An 18,230-nucleotide genomic window follows, 5' to 3' on the forward strand; every position below is an offset into this window, starting at 1 on the left:
CTTTTTTTATATCATGAAAAAATTTATCGGCATTTGCCTGTTATGCGGATTTACAATAATTACCCATGCACAGTTACTAAAAAAAATAAAAGACAAAGTAAACAAAGGCATTGATAAAAAAATTGATAAAGCTGTTGGTACTGAAAAGCCTACCACAGAAACAGAAAAAAAAGAAAATGCTGCAAGCGATCAATACAGCGATGTAACAGAAAATAATGAAAGACCCATCTTTGTTGATAAAGCTCCCGATAATGGCAGGATGGTATTGCAATTAAAAAAAGACGATCTTTTTTGGGGAGGTTATATTCAATTAAAAGGACAGCCTAAAAAAACTGCAGCTAATGCTGTTATTTTGGATTCTATAGCAGCAAGAGTGGGTAGTTTTTACACCAAAGGAGAAATAAGCAGCTATGCTATTTATGTTGATGGGCAGAGATTTTTAAATGATTCATCCGCAATTCCGCTACGGCCAAACTTTATTAGTTATGATGTAAATAAAACGCCTTTCTTTATTTCAACAGAAGGTAAAGTGGGCACACCTGATCCTATGGCTGCGGTAGCAGCAGTACAGGCAAAAGGAAACAAGCCTTTAACAAAAGAAGATGAGGCAGAATTTGCCAAAACATTGGGAGGGCAAACTATTCAACCAACATTTACTTTTAAATACAACGGTAAAACATACGGCCCCTTTGAGGGTACAGGAGAAAAATTACTGGTTTTAAAATCAATGACAGATGGTAAACCAACAGAAAAATTTTATGGCTTTGGTTGGCAGATGGTAAAGGTGAGTGAAAAACAAATGGTCGCACAGGGCTTGCTACAAACAGAAAAAAAACTGTTGCATATAAAAGATTATGTAATAACCACCCTTATGCCTTCTTATCCTGCCGGTATAATGGCTTTTGCGCAAGGAGTAAATAATCATAGTTTTTCAAACGGCAAAACAGTGGCAGTAGTAAAAATTGCAGGCATTGCAGATGGCTTAATGAATTTGTACACTGCAGACAATAAATACTATTCAGAAGTTTATGGTACCGACAGTGGACATGTTGTAAGCATTGTAAAACTAAAAGACATAACACAAGCTGATAACACTACAGAAGCATATATAGATTATACCATCAAACTAACTTATCCTGTAAATATTACAAAGAAAAATTTGTTGGTTGCAAGTAATCCGGCAAAATCTGTTTTATATAAGCAGCACACTTTGTATTACGCCGATGGAACCAAAGAAACTATCGACAATGTAGGCGATGCACAAATTATAAATTTTAATGGCAAAGACTATATCGTTTGGTTTGAAATGATGAAAAATGCCGGTGGGCACCAGGTGTATGTTTGCCAAAAGGAATTGAAATAATTTTTTACGTTAGCTTACCATAAACTATTTCTATTTATTAACAAATAATAAAAAAATGAAAAAATTATTTTTCATTACTGCAATACTTTTATGTTACCTCTTTACAAAAGCACAGCAGGTAACCAGCATGTATTTTATAGATTCCTGCAACAACTACTATGGAGAAATAGCAAAGACCGAAGCCACACTAAAAGAAGGGGATGTGCCACTAAAAACAGGTACAAAAAAAGATGTTCAGATAACGATGGTTAAAAACACTACCGTTTATGTTATTAATAATAGTGTAATATCCAAAGCGCCGAAAAATAATACAGGAATCAGGAACCGGTTTTATTCAAATGTAAATCCTCCTTATCCGCCTAATAATAGATCGGGCGGTGCTCCACCCCGCTATCTGCCTCTTAATAACAAGCTATACAAAGCTGAAGTAGATAACAATGGCATGCTGACTTTTTCTATACCTGCCGGGGCTAATGGGAATACCGCAAAGGAAATATCCAATGAGTTTGGATGGGGTGGCAAAGTAATTGTGTTAGTTTACCGCAGAGTCAGCGTTATTTTTTGAATGTTACTTCTTACATAACTCTTGATTCACTACCCCCGGGGGACTATGTATTTGTTGATATCAATTCTTTAAATGCAGATCATACAAGGGTTAATTGTTTTCCCTTTAAAAAGTATTATTAAAGAAAGCTACACCAGCGCACAGGCAGTAAAATTAAATAGTAAATAAGGGTAATCTGCGGTCATAAAATAAAGCTATAGCCAAAAAAGAATTGAAATAATTTTTACATCCGTAATAAATTATCATGAAAAAAAATATTCTCACAATCATTATCATTTTTCTTTTCCTGAATAATGGTTTTTGCCAGGCACCCAGCCAGGCACAGATAGATAAAATGATGAAAGATGCACAATCGATGCTGGGAAAATTTGAGAAGCAGGCAAAAGATACAGCGGCATTAAAAAAAGTATCACAAAAATATGTGCCCATACAACCGCCATCAACAGTAGAAATCATTCCTTTAAAACAACCCCTGCAAATACCAACTGCTGCGCAGGCAAAAGACCGCTTACTATGGTACAAAGGAAAAAAAATGAATGACAGTACGATTGTTACTCCAAAAGGTTTGCTGGTGTTATATAAAAAGAAAATAGGCAGGGTTGTTGCACAGCCTTTAGAAAAGGAAGATACTTTCAGGATACTGGTAAAAAATTTAACCCGAACAGCAAAAATGACCAATGATTTTGTAGTGAAAGAAGTAGCTAAAAAAAACAGTTTCATGAATTATCCTTTGGTGCAAATGAGTGTTGACGAATTTAAAATGATAGATGACCAGATGAATGAAATTGTAAAGAATACTATTGATTTGCCTGAAACTGATTTAACGCCACCACAAAAATCTAAAGGCGGTGATGGTGAATCAGGTATTGAAAACATGGAAGATCTTAATCAAATGCACGAGCAGCTTAAACAACTTTTGGCAAACAAACCATCGCTAAATTTTGATGCTCCTCCTAAAAGAGATTTTAGCATTAGTTATTTTTGCGATACCAATGCCCGGCACCGCTACATTGAAGAATTAAAAAAATGGAACGAAAATTTTTTGGAATATGAAATGGAATTGGCGGGAAAAGTAATGCAAATTGAACGCTCTATACAATTGCTGGCTATCAATCCAGATGCTAACCCATCGCTTAGAGCCGATCTGGACGAAGGTTTAAAAGCCGCTTTTTCAAGGTGGGATGAAAAAATAAAATTACTTACTGCCCAATACAGTAAAGATGTTTTTAGGCAGGAGTGTGTGATAACCGCTATTTTATCTAATGAAAGACAAAAGCAATTAATGGGAATATCATCATCTGCCAGCCTTCTCGATATTAATTTTTTATTTGGCCCCGAATTTGAAAATTATATTAACGAACAAATCAGTAAAAAGAATTGGGACGTGATATTGAATATATCCTTCTTTCTTGGCAGGAAAAGGCAGGCGCAATTATTTGGCATGGATGAAGCAAGTGGAAGAATAAATGCCCTTTTGGAAAAAACACTAAAATTAAACCGCTTTGCATTAACTGCCAATATAGATTTTAACATTGAGCTTATTGATGATGATGGTAAGCCTGTAATGAAAGCAAATGGTGAAGTAGAAACCGCTGACAAAGTTTATGTATCGATGTATGTAAATAACAAAGGATGCAATTGGACACTCCTGCTGTACACCCCAGATTTTGAAACTGCCAAAGAAATAGACTATTATATTCCAATGAAAGTAACGGGTGGCAAAAAATTAGTAAAAGAAGATAAAGAATGGAAGACCTATGCATACACTGGCCCGGCAGAAATGCTTTTTCACTTCCCGGTTTTTCGCATCAGCTTTATGGAAGGAAGTGAACAGGATTCGGCTACGCTGCAAACTATGCGCTACCTGTCCGAAGAAAATCTGACAAACAATTTAACAAAAGGATACACAACAGACATGCTTACGCTTATGAACCACGTTTTTATGGTATTATCCGAAGAGCCGGACAAGGGAAATAGTATGATGGATGTAGTCAATTCCATGTTGAGTAAGTTTGGCAATGTATTTAAGCCCGCTACCAACGAATCGCCGCTTGAAACTTTAAAAAAGAGATACGAATTAATGCAGCAAAAACAAGAAGCCGAACAACAGACTTCAATGGCAGGTTTTAATAACAAGATGGTTGTTCTTTTTAACGCTGCTAATAATTCAGGTATTTTAATTGATCAAAGTATTGATACCAAACATAAAGAAGAAGGCATTGATTTAACAAAAGGTATCATCAAAATAAAAGTGGTGCATGACCCTGTTACTGACTAATTAAAGACGCACACATTCAATTGTATAATTAATGAAACTTGTAGTGAACATTTTATTCCTGCTGTTTTCTTTTGAGAGCATTGCCCAGGATTGTACCCGTGAAATTGCTCAATCCGTACCAACAATTCTTGAAAAAGGATTTGATAAAAAAACATACGAAGTAAAAGATGCTTATGGTAAAAAACTGGGCGATAATTGTTATCCCATCTTTGCAAATGCTATTCAGCAATCAAAAGGCCTGCATGGTAACTTTAGTATTACAACCGCTAATGAATATTTTCCCGGGCTATCAGGTTACAATGTGTATGCCTATATGTTTTACGTATATTGTACAAAAGAGCACAAACTGGAATGGAAAGGATTATCGGGTTTAAATTTTAAAGCGTTTTCAAATGTTATCAGAGATGATATTGGCAATGAATTAAGAGATGATCAATTAGGTACCGGCAGTGATCATTTTGTGTACCTCGATAATAATATTATTTACACACTACAACCACATAAACCCGGCGCAGAAATTAATGGTTATCCTTTTATTGAAGCGGTGAACAGCAATGTTAACAATGCCGTTTTAATTACAAAAAAGGGCACTCCATTTTTCACCGCTGTTACCCGCAGGCAATACCTTGCATTGATGAGAAAAAATGCAGCGCTTTCTCTTGCGGTACAAAAAAAAATGCTGGCAGAATCGATACAGCAAAAGCTGGGGATGGAAAATGCTATTACATCAGTTATTGATTATTCTTTAAATGATATTAAGCAAATCGATGCTTTTATTGCCGGGCATAATGCGGAGTATTTAAATAAACCCTGCATCACCATTCATAAACTGGAAAGCCTTAATGGTAAATCGTTTGCAGCCGATGCTCCCTATTTTTTTGACGTAACCGGCCAGGGAAATGAATGGGTGATAGTAAACCCTTCCTATATCAATAAAAAATTACCTGCCTCAGTGCCACAGTTTTTTTCTATAACGTGGAGCCAGGGCGAAAAAGAAGTGGAAAAAAAGGCTGCTTTATTATTTAAGCAAACTTTTGATTTTAAGAAAATGGAGGCTATTTTACAATGACAACCTAATACTCACCAGTAACGAATTTTGTTTTATCCACTAAACTAAATACTTTAGTTTTTGTTTGTATCTTTACAACAAGTAAGTACAAATGGGTAAAGTAAAAAAGGCTTCCGCTACGGAAGCAATCAGCAACAACGATTTTATAGAAGTTTTTGGTGCAAGGGAACACAATCTTAAGAATATTGATATTAAGATCCCTAAAAATCAATTGGTGGTTTTTACCGGCCTCAGCGGCAGCGGTAAATCATCATTGGCGTTCGATACTATTTACAACGAAGGCCAGCGCCGCTACATGGAAAGCTTTGGCGCTTATGCCAGGCAATTTGTGGGTGATATGGAACGGCCTGACGTAGATAAGATCACGGGATTATCGCCGGTAATTTCTATCGAACAAAAAACCACCAACAAAAATCCACGAAGCACTGTAGGTACGGTTACAGAAATTTATGATTTCCTGCGCCTGTTATACGCAAGAGTAGGAGAGGCATATAGCTACAATACCGGAAAAAAAATGGTGAAGTTTAGTGAAGAAGAAATTGTGACTGCCATTTTTGATCGCTACGAAAATAAAAAGATCAGCTTATTAGCGCCATTAGTAAGAGGAAGAAAAGGGCATTACAGGGAGTTGTTTGAAGAAGTAAGAAAAAAAGGATTTTTAAAAGTAAGGGTAGATGGAGAAGTAAAAGACCTGGTGCCTAAGATGCAGGTGGATCGGTATAAAATTCATGATATAGAATTAGTGGTGGACAGGTTGCCGGTGAATGATGATATGAGGGTGCGGTTAAGCCAGAGTGTACAAAAAACTTTGCAATTGGGTAAAGACCTTCTTTTTTTATTGGTAGAGGGTAATGATAAAATTGTGCAGTTCAGTAAACAACTGATGTGTATTGATACCGGTATCAGTTACGAAGAGCCATCGCCTAATGCATTTTCATTCAACAGTCCTTATGGTGCCTGCCCAACCTGCAAAGGCTTGGGTAATGTGTATACTATTGATATGGATGAAGTGTTGCCTGATAAAAGCAAAAGTGTAAAAGATGGTGCCATTGTTCCTTTAGGTGAAGAAAGAGAAGCCAGTGTGTTTCAGCAAGTAGTTGCTTTTGCAAAAAAACATAAAATTAATTTAGAGAAGCCGTTAAAAGATCTGCCGCAACCACAGGTTGACCTGTTGTTGTACGGCGACCAGGGAATTAATGGTGATCTGAACCTTGACCTGAGTGATGATACTGTTCCTTTAGAATACACCGGCAGTTACGAAGGTATTATACCGATGCTGAAAAGATGGTTCTCTTCTCCTAATAGTAATGAAGCATTAAGAGCATGGGTGGAAAAATATATGCAGCTATCTGATTGTACCACCTGCAACGGTACCCGTTTAAAAAAAGAAAGCCTTTGGTTTAAAATAGACGAAAGAAATATTGCCGAACTAAGTGCGATGAACCTGGATAATCTTGCAGCATGGTTTGATGGGCTTGAATTGCGGTTGAGTAAAAAACAAAACTCCATTGCAAAAGACGTATTGAAAGAAATAAGAGAGCGCCTGCAATTTTTATTAGACGTGGGATTAACGTATCTCACTGTTGGCCGTCCTTCCAGAACATTGAGTGGTGGCGAAAGCCAGCGTATTCGTTTAGCCACACAAATTGGTAGTCAATTGCAAGGCATCACTTATATACTGGATGAACCGAGTATTGGTTTGCACCAGAGAGATAACCAACGCTTGATTACTGCGTTGCAGAATTTACGTGATATTGGAAATAGTGTTTTAGTAGTGGAGCATGATAAAGATATTATGCTGGCTGCCGATTATTTAGTAGACATTGGCCCCAAGGCCGGCAAGCATGGTGGTGAAATTGTTACTGAAGGAACACCGGCATTTGTGTTAAAATCTAATTCGGATACCGCACAATATTTAAATGGTAAAAAAAGTATTGCAGTGCCTGAAGAAAGGAGACAAGGCAACGGGAAATTTATTGAACTGACCGGAGTAAGTGGCAACAACCTGCAAAATATTTCAGTAAAATTTCCACTAGGTAAATTAATTGTAGTAACCGGAGTAAGTGGCAGTGGTAAATCAACTTTGATCAATGAAACATTATACCCGTTGCTGAATAAATTTTGTTACAACAGTAAAGCCAATCCATTGCCCTATAAAAATATTAAGGGCATGGAGCAGATCGATAAAGTAATTGAAATTGATCAGTCGCCCATTGGCCGAACGCCAAGGAGCAATCCTGCAACCTACTGTGGTTTCTTTACTGATATCAGAACATTATTTGCTGCAGTGCCTGAAGCAAAGATCCGTGGTTATAATGCAGGCCGTTTTTCTTTCAATGTAAAAACAGGAAGATGCGATGTGTGCGAAGGTGGTGGCATGAGAGTTATTGAAATGAATTTTTTACCCGATGTATATGTGCATTGCGAAAAATGTAATGGCAGAAGATACAACAGGGAAACATTAGAGATCCGTTACAAAGGAAAAAGCATCAGCGATGTATTAGATATGACAGTAGATGAAGCAGTGGATTTTTTCCAGGCCGTGCCATATATCTACCGTAAAATAAAAGTATTGCAGGAAGTAGGTTTAGGTTATATCACATTAGGACAAAGCGCCGTAACATTAAGTGGTGGAGAAGCCCAACGTGTAAAATTATCTACCGAGCTGGGAAAAAAAGATACCGGCAAAACGTTTTATATTTTAGATGAACCTACAACCGGTTTACATTTTCAGGATATACAACATTTATTAGTGGTGTTGTATAAATTGGTAGACCGAGGTAATACAGTTTTGGTAATTGAACACAACATGGATGTGATAAAAGTAGCTGATCATATTATTGATATTGGTCCCGAGGGTGGTGATGGTGGCGGAAGAGTTTTGTTTGAAGGTGTGCCGGAAGGGTTGGTAAAAGTAAAAGAAAGTTTTACAGGTCAATTTTTACAGGCAGAATTAAAATAAAATTCATTAACTACTGTGTAGTTTTTTGTTGCCACTAATTACACGGATTGACACGAATAAAACCCATTAGTGTCAATTCGTGCAATTGGTGGCAATCTCAATTCATACAGTGAATTTTAAAAATATCAGGTAGCATAAAATTATTGTTATGAGCGATGAAAATATCGGACGCTTCTTCAATTATCATGACGATGAAGATGATAGTGAAGATAAAAGCGAAGTAATCCAATTTATTCAGCAAAGCAGAATAAGAAATCCGTGATCATCCGTTCAACTCGTCTCACCCGTGTTCCCGTAAAATAAAAAATTCACCCTTAAAGGATGAATCTTTTATAAGAAACTGCTTACAAACACAGACAAATTAGTTCAAAGGATAGTAACGAAATCGTAAGATTGTGGTTTCAGGGGTAGCAAGGCACTTAAATAAGTTCCTCGGTTCCTCGGGGGTTGACTTCTGTTGTATCACTTTGTACTACATAATCGTTAATGGGTTAAAATTTTATGTAGTGTAAAATTAAAAACATACAGGTGGCTAATACAAATGCCGCTTTTAATGTTACCGGGTTGATGTGTAGATTGTTGTTCATAATATTGGTTTTTTATGGATATTGATAAACTATTACTATTAATAAACCGACGGACACCTGGTTTGTCTTGCAGCCCTTCTTGCAAAAGAACTTTCATAAATAGGTCCCAACCTGAATCCAACTTTTAATACTACTGAAAAATAAGTATCTGCATTTTTCAGATCACCACGCTGCGTACCTTCAGGATATCTTGTCATACCAGGATAAATAATGCCGATGGCTTTATCACTTAATTTAGTAGCTAAAGAAGCAGTTTGTGATGGTAAGTATTTAGCAAAGTTTTTTGGATCAATATATTTCTTGCTTACATCATCAAGATAATCAGTAAATGTTTTGCGGTATAAAAATTCAGCACCAATGTTTACCCTGTCGGATAAAAAATATTTTAAACCGCCACCATATAAAACATTCAGTTGAGTTAGCTTATAAGGTTTGCTGTAAGGATATTCTGCCATGCCTTCACCTTCTGTACGTAAAGGTTGTAAATAATACCAGCTTTTATCGCCATTAGAAGCTTTGATAGAACCTTGTGGGTTAAAATGATATATACCAGCGCCGATCAAACCATAAGGCCTTAACCTTGGTTCGTTATCAGGATCTGCAGCAAATATCATGGTTGGAAAAACTTCAATAGAACCATTTACTTCTGTTACATTGGTTCTGAAATCGAGGTTACGCTGTTTACGCCACAATTCATTAATACCGGTAGTGTTAATAGTAGCATCATCGCCTTCAAGATAAGTAAGGCTGGCAGCTAATCTTAAGCCCACCCATTTATTGGGATACATTGTGATGTATGCACCCTTCATTAATTTAGTAAATTCTAAGTTGAGATCTTTCAGGTTGTTGGTACCCTTCCCGGCATTACCACCTAAATCACCAAGGAAGAAACTGGGGCCAAAATTTACGCCTACTTCCCATTTAATTTTTTCGTTGCCAAAAATAAATGCCTGGGCGTTTGATTTGCTTAAGAGAGAAAAGCAAACCGTAAAAAGCAGCAAGGCTTTACCAGCAAATTTGGGTAAACTTGGTTTCATCAGATATTCAGATTTAGTGTTTTCTACAGAAATTGGATAAAACGTGCAGTGTGTAAATCAACTACAAAACCTTGCTCACTAACAATAAATTACGACACTACTCAACATAAACGGAAGGTTTTGTTAAATATTGTTTTTGTTAAAAATTATTTTGACAGTAACATTTCAATATGGGGAATATTGTCTTCAAGGTATTGCTCACTGCATTGAACAAAGCCAAGGCCTTCGTAGAATTTTTTTAAATACAGCTGGGCGCCTATTTTAATTTGTGTGCAGTTGAATTGTTCCAATGTATTTTGTATACTCAATTTCATTAATTGCCGGCCGGCACCGGTGCCACGGTATCTGGAATTCGTAACAACACGGCCAATACTGGCTTCGGTATAGGAAATTCCCTGCGGAATTATACGTGTGTAGGCAACAAGCGTATCGCCATCCCAGCCCATAAAGTGTAAACTTTCCTGGTCTTTATTATCCGCATCCTGGTAAGGGCAGTTTTGTTCTACTACAAATACTTCGTTGCGTAATTGTAAAATAGCATAAAGCTCACTAATACTTAGTGCATCAAATTTTTTTAGCGTCCACTCCAGTTCCATAATTCAGGTTCGTATTTGGCGATATTTATTTTTTTCTCCCTGGCCGGTGTCTTCACCGACCGGAACTGTTTTTATAATATAGAATGATTATTATTTGCATTGCTCATCTTAAACAACATTACACTTGCAATGGATTGTGCCCTCACTTTTGCAGAGGAAGCAATCTTCCCTTCAAATAATTCATCTACAGTAGCAGCAAACAACTGCATCCAGCTTTCAAAATGTTCTTTTTGCAAGGGCACTTTTTTATTCAGGTCGTAATGCACTTCCATCGCATTCTTTTTATACACAGGGTTGTCTAATAAAATACTTTCCCAAAAATCAACGATCACCGGAATATGATGAGTCCAATCAATTTTTACCACATCATTAAAAATAAATCCAATTGTTGCATCTTGTTTTACTTTTTCATAAAAGGAAACTATCAATGCTTCAATATCAGCTCTCGATGCAATATCTTTTTTCATTGGTGTGATTTTATGTAAGGCAGCACTTCATTTATACTCACCGGCTTTTGCTGATCATCAATTTCAAATACAATTACATAACCGTCAGCACCACCGGCTTTCTTTACAGCATCCACTAATTTTTGCTGATCACTTATCGTTCGCTTACCATCAATGCCGCTCCATATTTCTTTGGTAGCTAAACATCCTGCAGTGGGTGTGTAAGGATAATAAGTTTGTCCTTTGTAATACTCAGGATCAACAGTAGTACCGTGTGCAATGATCTCTGTACGGCCGGCACGGCTTGCAGTATATGTTTCATACAAAGCAATATCGCTTTGTAAACTTTTAGGTAAAAGTTTACGGTATAATTCTTCAGTCCAAACGGTATCCCTAACAGAACTATCTTTTAAAAAATGTTGAATTGATGTTTCAAAAGGCATAGTAAGCTGCAGGTTTTCAGTTGGACCAAGTGCAGGGCTTTTACTTACGGCAAATCCATACATCCTGAAAAGTCCCTGTGGTGTATTGCCATTAGTTAAATAGCCTGGTAGATTGGTTATGCTTCTAGCTAATTGTGGTACAGAAAAAATATTGCCCGTATCATCCGTAACAAAATTACCATCCTTGCCTCTTAACACAACAAGACCGGGATAATTTCTGTTCTTACGCTGAATACTATAAACAATTGTATTAGATGATAAATAATCTTTCTTAAATAAAGATTTTAATTTTTTTGCAAAATCTTTATCTGAACTTACACTGTTGTAAATACGAGCTTCCATAGCTTTAAAAATTGCTTTACAGCTTTCAGAAGAATCAAGAAGTTTAATCAGGGGTATAGCTTTTGTAAAGGCAATACTAAACACCGCCAGGCTATTAGCATGATCCTGTTGTACCAAGTATTCTGCACCCATAGCAAAATTTTTTGCAATAGTTGTGTTGTTAATAAAACGGAATACTTCTTCTTTAAAGTCTTTGGGATAATTTGTGTAACATAATTCCAGCAATGCTCTTTGAAATGTTGCAGAGCGCCTCTCTATTGAATCAAATGCTGTTTTAATTTTCTCTTTCACCCACGGCTCCTTATAATTAATTAATTCCGTTGCAGAAAAAGCATCTTCCCAATCAGCTTCGGTACTATCACTTAACGGTAAGGCTAAATTTTGTGTGATAGAATTTTTGATGATACTGTTGTATGTTTTTTCTCTGTTAGCTTTAATAGCACCTTTAAATACAGGTACCACATCAGTTTGTGCAACTGTTGCTAAAGTCAGTAAGAGAAAAAAAGGAAGTATAAGTTTTTTAAAATGCTTCATCGTTACAAAGTAAGTGCATTGCTTTAATAGCCGTATTTGTTTTTCCATAAAGTTTTTAAAAACTTTCTTAACTCTTCTTCACGGGCATTGGCACCTGGATTGTAAAATGCAGTGCCTTTTATCTCGTCAGGTAAATATTCCTGCGGCGAAAAATTATTATCGTAATTATGAGAATACTCATAACCTTTTCCATAACCTTCCTTCTTCATCAGTTTTGTTGGTGCGTTGCGTATGTGCAGGGGCACAGAAAGATCACCTTGCTGTTTTACAGCCGCCATAGCTGCACCAATAGCAACCGTGGCAGAATTGCTTTTGGCACTTGAGGCTAAGTAAATAGCACACTGCGCTAATATCAATTGACTTTCGGGATAACCAATTTTATTTACCGCATCAAATGTAGCATTGGCTAACAACAAAGCATTGGCGTTGGCATTGCCAATATCTTCACTGGCCAGTATCAGCATCCGGCGTGCAATAAATTTCACATCTTCTCCACCTTCTATCATTCTTGCCAGGTAATACACCGCAGCGTTTGGATCACTACCACGAATAGATTTTATAAAGGCTGAAATGATATCATAATGCTGCTCTCCTTTTTTATCATACAAGGCAATGCGTTGCTGTGCAATTTCCATTACGGCATCGTCAGTAATTATAGCATTGTTGCCTAAAGTGTCGGTAACCAGTTCTAAAAGGTTTAATAATTTTCTTGCATCGCCTCCCGAAATATTGATGAGTGCTTCGGTTTCTTTCAGTTCAATCTTTTTTGTTTTTAAAACCTCATCTTCTTTAATGGCATGATGTAATAATGTAACCAGGTCTTTTTCATCTAATGCTTTTAAAATATACACCTGTGTTCTGCTGAGTAATGCACTGTTCACTTCAAAAGAAGGATTTTCAGTAGTGGCACCAATTAAAGTAATGATACCTTTTTCTACAGCACCTAATAATGCATCCTGCTGGCCTTTATTAAAGCGGTGTATCTCATCAATAAATAAAATAACATTGTTTTGTTTTTTTGCCAGCTCAATTACTTCACGTACTTCTTTTACACCGCTGCTGATAGCGCTTAATGTATAAAAGGGTACCTGCAATGTATTGGCAATAATATTGGCAATGGTGGTCTTGCCTACACCCGGTGGCCCCCATAATATCATGCTGGGCACTTTGCCTGCTTCAATAGCTTTACGCAAAATACTTCCCTTGCCGGTAAGGTGTTGTTGTCCGGTTAAGTCATCCAGCGATGTGGGGCGCAAACGTTCGGCCAGTGGGGGAAGATTCATGAAACAAATTTACCGGTTTTAATGATTACCGGTAAATTCAATTATACGGTTGTTATTTTACTTAATACAGTTCGTTCTCAAATGGTGTAAAGTCCTGAAGTTTGGGCAACGGCCTGATGAGTATTTTCTTTTTTTTATTACTTAAAATTTTATCTGAATCAGCTCTTTCAGTAATTACAATTTGTACACCGGTGGAAAGATTAAAATCACTTTCAGTGATCGTTCCTCGTCCGTCTGCGTAAACTGATGAGCAACCAATAAGTTCGAAATTATTGTGCTGAAACCTGAATTTATGTTCATAATGTCCCCGCAATAATTCGATATTGATACTTACAACTCCTTTATTGATAGTGATATCAGAAAATCCATTGCCGTTTGTACCTGCTTCCTTCCCGCTTGGAAATTGAGGATCTATTGCCTTGGTAGTGCTAACAATTAATTGAGGGTCACCTTTGGCCTGGCCGAAATAAATTTGTAAACGATAAGGGGATTCGTTGTTGAGGGTATCTTGTGTTACAACTACAAAATCAATAATGCCATCTTTATTTAGATCTGCTTTTACTTTTGTTATTTCAAAATCAAAACTGTCTTTTATTACAGTAGTTTGTGCAAACAAATTACCGGAGGCATAAATAAATAACAGGAGAATGATTTTCTTCATCAAATTGTTTTGTAATTGCCTTCGGTCATGATAATTAATTATGGCATATTCGCAATAATAAAAGCCTGTATTTTATTAAATGCATCTTTATATATCGCATCACCCCAATCATCGCCATGGCCCTTGCCGGGATATAAAACATATTGACTGGCCACGCCAGCAGTAGTCAATTTTGTTTGCACGGCTACAGATTGTGAAGGGTTTACCAGCGGATCGTTGCTGCCATGCAATAAAATGGTAGGCGGTGAGCCTGCACCAATGAAATTTACCGGGCTGGAACTGGTATACAAAGCTGCATTGTTTGCCGGAGTTGCACCAATGGTTTGCGCCAATACTAACTGTGCTAATGTAGGGTTGGGGCCAACAGGATTGTTATACATATCCGTTAAATCGCTTGGCCCGAATAAAGACACAATAACTTTTGGTTTTAAAGGCGTACTGTATTTGTAACCCTGCAACATGCCCAGGTGTGCGCCGGCACTTTCGCCAATAAAAACATATTTGTTACTGATGAAATAATCTGCAGCATGATCGTAAATAAATTGCAAGGCTGCTTTTACATCATTTTCCTGTGCAGGAAAAAGATTGGTGGTACCCGTAGACAGGCGATAGTTAATATTAAATATCGCATAATCAGGAAAACGTGTTTTTAAAGTGTCGGTGATCACCATACCAAATTGCGATGTACTAAAATCTTTTTTATCACCGCCGCTCCAGGCACCGCCATGTATCAGTATAATTACTTTGGTGCTAGCAGTGCTGCGGTTGGCAGGTAAATATACATCCATCTTTTGTGCGGCATCTGTACCATAGGTTACATCTAAAAAAGTTTGGGCAGAGAGAGGGCTTGTTCCACCGCCACCGGTATTGCCACCATCAGATTTTTTGCAGGAAATAAAAAATGAAATGAAAACAACGAACGGGAGTAGTGCATGCAATTTCATAGTTCAGTTTTTTTGATAACGAAAAGATAAGACAAAAAATACTCTGAAAAAACCAGGAATACAAATTTAACTTTCGGTTTTATTACCCAATGCTGATACCATGTTTATTATCTGGGTTTTAAACTTTCTTTTTATGATCCAGTAGCTGATGCTTAAATAAACTGAAGTAATAGTAAAGAAAAAGTAGATCGAATAAAAAAATATTCCCCTGGTGGTGGTGCTAAGACTGTACTTAAAATAATCATTGATCAGATCAATGAAACCTATGACCAATAACACGGATAAGATATTGAAAAATATGTAACAAACTGTTCCGAATATATCCGCTCTTTTAGAAAGTTGCAGGCCTGTTTTACATGCTTTGTTTAAAGTGTAACAAGCAAAATTAAATGGGGCAACCACTAATATAAACAGTAGGCTCAGGAATACAAAAACAAACAGGAAGTGTTCCGATGTATTATCAGAACTAAGATTTACAACAATTGCATTACCCAAAAAAGCTAAAAACAGGGTAGCATTTAAAATATAATTCAGTTCAAATAATTTCCTGTTTTTCATTTATAAAATTCAGCTTTTTGATAGTGAAAAGATAAGAAGAAAACCACCAGCTTATGATGACGTTAATTCCAGTGAACGTATTCCTGGTCTCTTTATCCTGAATGTTAGAATAAATACAGATAGCTGGCAAATGAAAATGCAAATAGCAACGATGTTCTCAATGCTGCTTATATGCTTCCTGAAAGCAGATGTTTTAAAGACGTCACTAAAATCTATATGTTCGGGGCCAAACCATCGGCTGATATTCTCCCAAAAAGACAGTGCCGGAAGAAACATGGCCACTATTCCGGTTATCAGAATAATGATGAATATCTTTTGCTTGCGAAATCTTACATAGAACAGCGGTAGTACAAAAAATGTAAACATCGCAATAAACACTATTGTAATTAAAATATCAAACCCAATTCCCAAATTAAAATCGATGTTTAATCCACTGTTGTCAGTTGATAAAGCTGCTTCACAAATACCCAAAGAAATTAAAAGTGCTATGCCTGTATAGCATAGCACTTTATAAATTGATAACAGCATCCGATTTATGTTTTACTTAAATAATCAGTGTTAATCTATCTAATCTGTGTCATCTGTGTTTCCGTGTTCTAAGCTTTCAAATCCAACTTTATCTGCAATTCTTCAAACTGCTTCGCATCAATAGTACTTGGCGCATCAATCATCACATCACGGCCACTGTTATTTTTAGGAAAGGCAATAAAATCACGGATGCTTTCGCTACCGCCTAAAATAGAACATAGCCTGTCGAAGCCAAATGCAATACCACCATGCGGCGGTGCACCATATTCAAATGCGCCCAGCAAGAAACCAAATTTATGTTGTTGCTCTGCTGCGTCCATACCCAATGCGGCAAACATTTTTTCCTGCAATTCTCTCTGGAATATCCTGATAGAACCACCACCAATTTCATTGCCATTCAACACCATATCGTAAGCATTCGCTTTAATATTGGCGTAAGGATGTTTTAAATATTCTGCAGCATTTTCAATTACAGGATTGTTATTGATCATCTCTGCAATTTGTGTTGGCTTAGGACTGGTAAACGGATGGTGACGGGCAACCCAGCGGTTTCCTTCTTCATCATATTCAAACAGCGGAAAGTCTAATACCCACAATAATTTAAAATCGGTTGGTTTGCGCAAACCTAATTTATCAGCCATGTACATCCTAAGGTCACTGATGGCTTTTCTTGTTCTTTCTTCCGCACCTGCTAAAATTAAAATTAAATCACCTGCTTTAGCGTTGGCAGCTGTTGCGATAGCTTTTAATTTTTCTTCGTTATAAAATTTATCCACGCTGCTTTTAAAAGTACCATCTGCATTACACTTAATAAATACCAAACCCTTCATGCCAATCTGCGGACGTTTAACCCATTCTGTTAATTCATCGGTTTGCTTACGGGTGTATTCGCTGCAGCCGGGTATAGCAATAGCCACCACCGTTTCTGCATCATCAAACACACCAAAGCTGGCACCATCAATTAATGCCGATTGATTTTCTTTGGTTGGAAAAGTATGCGAAGGGAATTTTAAGTTGCAGATAGCAATATCAAAACGAATATCCGGTTTATCATTACCATAATTCCACATCGCTTCTTCCCATGTCATGCGTTGAATGGTTTCGCTATAATCAATATTCTTTACATCTTTAAAAATACGTTTTACCAAACCTTCAAAAGTTTGCAGGATATCTTCCTGTTCTACAAAACACATTTCGCAATCTATTTGTGTAAACTCCGGTTGCCTGTCGGCTCTTAAATCTTCATCACGAAAACATTTTACAATCTGGTAATAACGATCGTAACCACTCACCATTAATAATTGTTTAAAAGTTTGCGGCGATTGTGGTAAGGCATAAAACTGCCCGCTGTTCATTCTTGAGGGCACTACAAAATCCCTTGCACCTTCAGGTGTACTTTTAATTAGGAAAGGCGTTTCAATATCCAGGAAATTATTTTCGTGCAAATAATTTCTTGCACTACGGCCAACAGCATAACGCAGTTCTAAATTTTTCTTTACAATGTTTCTTCTCAGGTCAAGAAAACGATATTTCATCCTCAGCTCATCACCACCATCGGTATCATCCTGTATAGAAAATGGTGGTACAGCCGATTTATTCAATATTTTAAATGATACCACATTGATCTCAATATCACCTGTTGGGATATTTGCATTTTTACTGCTGCGTTCATTCACACTGCCATTCACCTGCAATACAAACTCACGTCCTAATGGATTGGCATCCAGTTCGCCATTCAGCGCTTCAGAAAATAATAATTGGGTAATACCGTAACGGTCTCTCAGGTCCACAAAAGTGATGCTGCCGAATTTTCTTACGGTTTGTACCCATCCGGCCAGGGTTACGGTTGTTTTTACGTCAGTTAGCCTTAATTCGCCACAGGTATGAGTTCTGTACATTATGAGTAGTGTTATAAATTATGAATTGGCGGCAAATATACAAATTTAAGCAGGGGCTGCCAACCCAAAAAAAGCGAGTATTTCAAAAAAGGCGGAGTCATTTATGTATTTTCAAAATTCTGTACATCATAGGGTT

15 protein-coding genes are annotated in these 18,230 nt (G+C 37.0%); 5 read left to right on the forward strand and 10 right to left on the reverse strand.

All coding sequences use genetic code 11. From position 1 onward, the window contains the following. Positions 1-13: 13 nt before the first annotated feature. From ACQ334_RS02190 to uvrA, 5 genes are all read left to right on the forward strand, one after another. On the forward strand, positions 14-1,363 hold the full coding sequence (locus ACQ334_RS02190; protein WP_430986519.1) for a hypothetical protein: 1,350 nt from the start codon (positions 14-16) through the stop codon (positions 1,361-1,363). Positions 1,364-1,418: 55 nt separating this feature from the next. Further along, positions 1,419-1,928, forward strand: a complete 510-nt coding sequence (locus ACQ334_RS02195) for a hypothetical protein (RefSeq protein WP_430986520.1) — start codon at positions 1,419-1,421, stop codon at positions 1,926-1,928. Between the two features lie 244 nt (positions 1,929-2,172). After that, positions 2,173-4,206, forward strand: coding sequence for a hypothetical protein (locus tag ACQ334_RS02200; RefSeq protein WP_430986521.1), 2,034 nt, complete (start codon positions 2,173-2,175; stop codon positions 4,204-4,206). 31 nt (positions 4,207-4,237) lie between these two features. Further along, the gene (locus ACQ334_RS02205) at positions 4,238-5,275 is read left to right on the forward strand and encodes a hypothetical protein (RefSeq protein ID WP_430986522.1); all 1,038 of its coding nucleotides are present in this window, start codon (positions 4,238-4,240) and stop codon (positions 5,273-5,275) included. A gap of 91 nt (positions 5,276-5,366) precedes the next feature. Continuing rightward, positions 5,367-8,237 carry an excinuclease ABC subunit UvrA gene (uvrA, locus tag ACQ334_RS02210; protein ID WP_430986523.1) on the forward strand — a complete coding sequence of 957 codons (2,871 nt, stop codon included), beginning with the start codon at positions 5,367-5,369 and terminating at the stop codon, positions 8,235-8,237. Positions 8,238-8,862: 625 nt separating this feature from the next. Here the strand turns inward: uvrA and ACQ334_RS02215 are convergent. The 10 genes from ACQ334_RS02215 to aspS form a co-directional block, all read right to left on the reverse strand. Next, positions 8,863-9,861: a hypothetical protein gene (locus ACQ334_RS02215; protein WP_430986524.1), complete on the reverse strand. Its 999-nt coding sequence runs from the start codon at positions 9,859-9,861 to the stop codon at positions 8,863-8,865. Between the two features lie 146 nt (positions 9,862-10,007). Continuing rightward, complete coding sequence (locus ACQ334_RS02220) at positions 10,008-10,457, reverse strand: GNAT family N-acetyltransferase (protein ID WP_430986525.1); 450 nt, start codon at positions 10,455-10,457, stop codon at positions 10,008-10,010. Between the two features lie 71 nt (positions 10,458-10,528). After that, positions 10,529-10,924: a group III truncated hemoglobin gene (locus tag ACQ334_RS02225; RefSeq protein ID WP_430986526.1), complete on the reverse strand. Its 396-nt coding sequence runs from the start codon at positions 10,922-10,924 to the stop codon at positions 10,529-10,531. Next, positions 10,921-12,270: a hypothetical protein gene (locus ACQ334_RS02230; protein WP_430986527.1), complete on the reverse strand. Its 1,350-nt coding sequence runs from the start codon at positions 12,268-12,270 to the stop codon at positions 10,921-10,923. The genes ACQ334_RS02225 and ACQ334_RS02230 overlap by 4 nt, the downstream gene beginning before the upstream one ends. Then, positions 12,246-13,505 carry a replication-associated recombination protein A gene (locus tag ACQ334_RS02235; RefSeq protein ID WP_430986528.1) on the reverse strand — a complete coding sequence of 420 codons (1,260 nt, stop codon included), beginning with the start codon at positions 13,503-13,505 and terminating at the stop codon, positions 12,246-12,248. The genes ACQ334_RS02230 and ACQ334_RS02235 overlap by 25 nt, the downstream gene beginning before the upstream one ends. Positions 13,506-13,566: 61 nt before the next feature. Continuing rightward, positions 13,567-14,166, reverse strand: coding sequence for a hypothetical protein (locus ACQ334_RS02240; RefSeq protein WP_430986529.1), 600 nt, complete (start codon positions 14,164-14,166; stop codon positions 13,567-13,569). A 38-nt stretch (positions 14,167-14,204) separates the two neighbouring features. After that, a complete protein-coding gene (locus tag ACQ334_RS02245; RefSeq protein ID WP_430986530.1) occupies positions 14,205-15,110 on the reverse strand; it encodes an alpha/beta hydrolase fold domain-containing protein in 906 nt (301 codons plus the stop codon). Positions 15,111-15,176: 66 nt separating this feature from the next. Continuing rightward, positions 15,177-15,668 (reverse strand): hypothetical protein, encoded by a 492-nt coding sequence (locus ACQ334_RS02250; protein ID WP_430986531.1) that lies wholly within the window; start codon positions 15,666-15,668, stop codon positions 15,177-15,179. A 51-nt stretch (positions 15,669-15,719) separates the two neighbouring features. After that, positions 15,720-16,196, reverse strand: coding sequence for a hypothetical protein (locus ACQ334_RS02255; protein ID WP_430986532.1), 477 nt, complete (start codon positions 16,194-16,196; stop codon positions 15,720-15,722). A gap of 68 nt (positions 16,197-16,264) precedes the next feature. Next, complete coding sequence (gene aspS / locus ACQ334_RS02260) at positions 16,265-18,094, reverse strand: aspartate--tRNA ligase (RefSeq protein ID WP_430986533.1); 1,830 nt, start codon at positions 18,092-18,094, stop codon at positions 16,265-16,267. Positions 18,095-18,230 lie beyond the last annotated feature (136 nt).

Origin of the sequence: Ferruginibacter sp. SUN106 (assembly GCF_050611765.1) — a bacterium.
GTDB lineage: Bacteria > Bacteroidota > Bacteroidia > Chitinophagales > Chitinophagaceae > Ferruginibacter.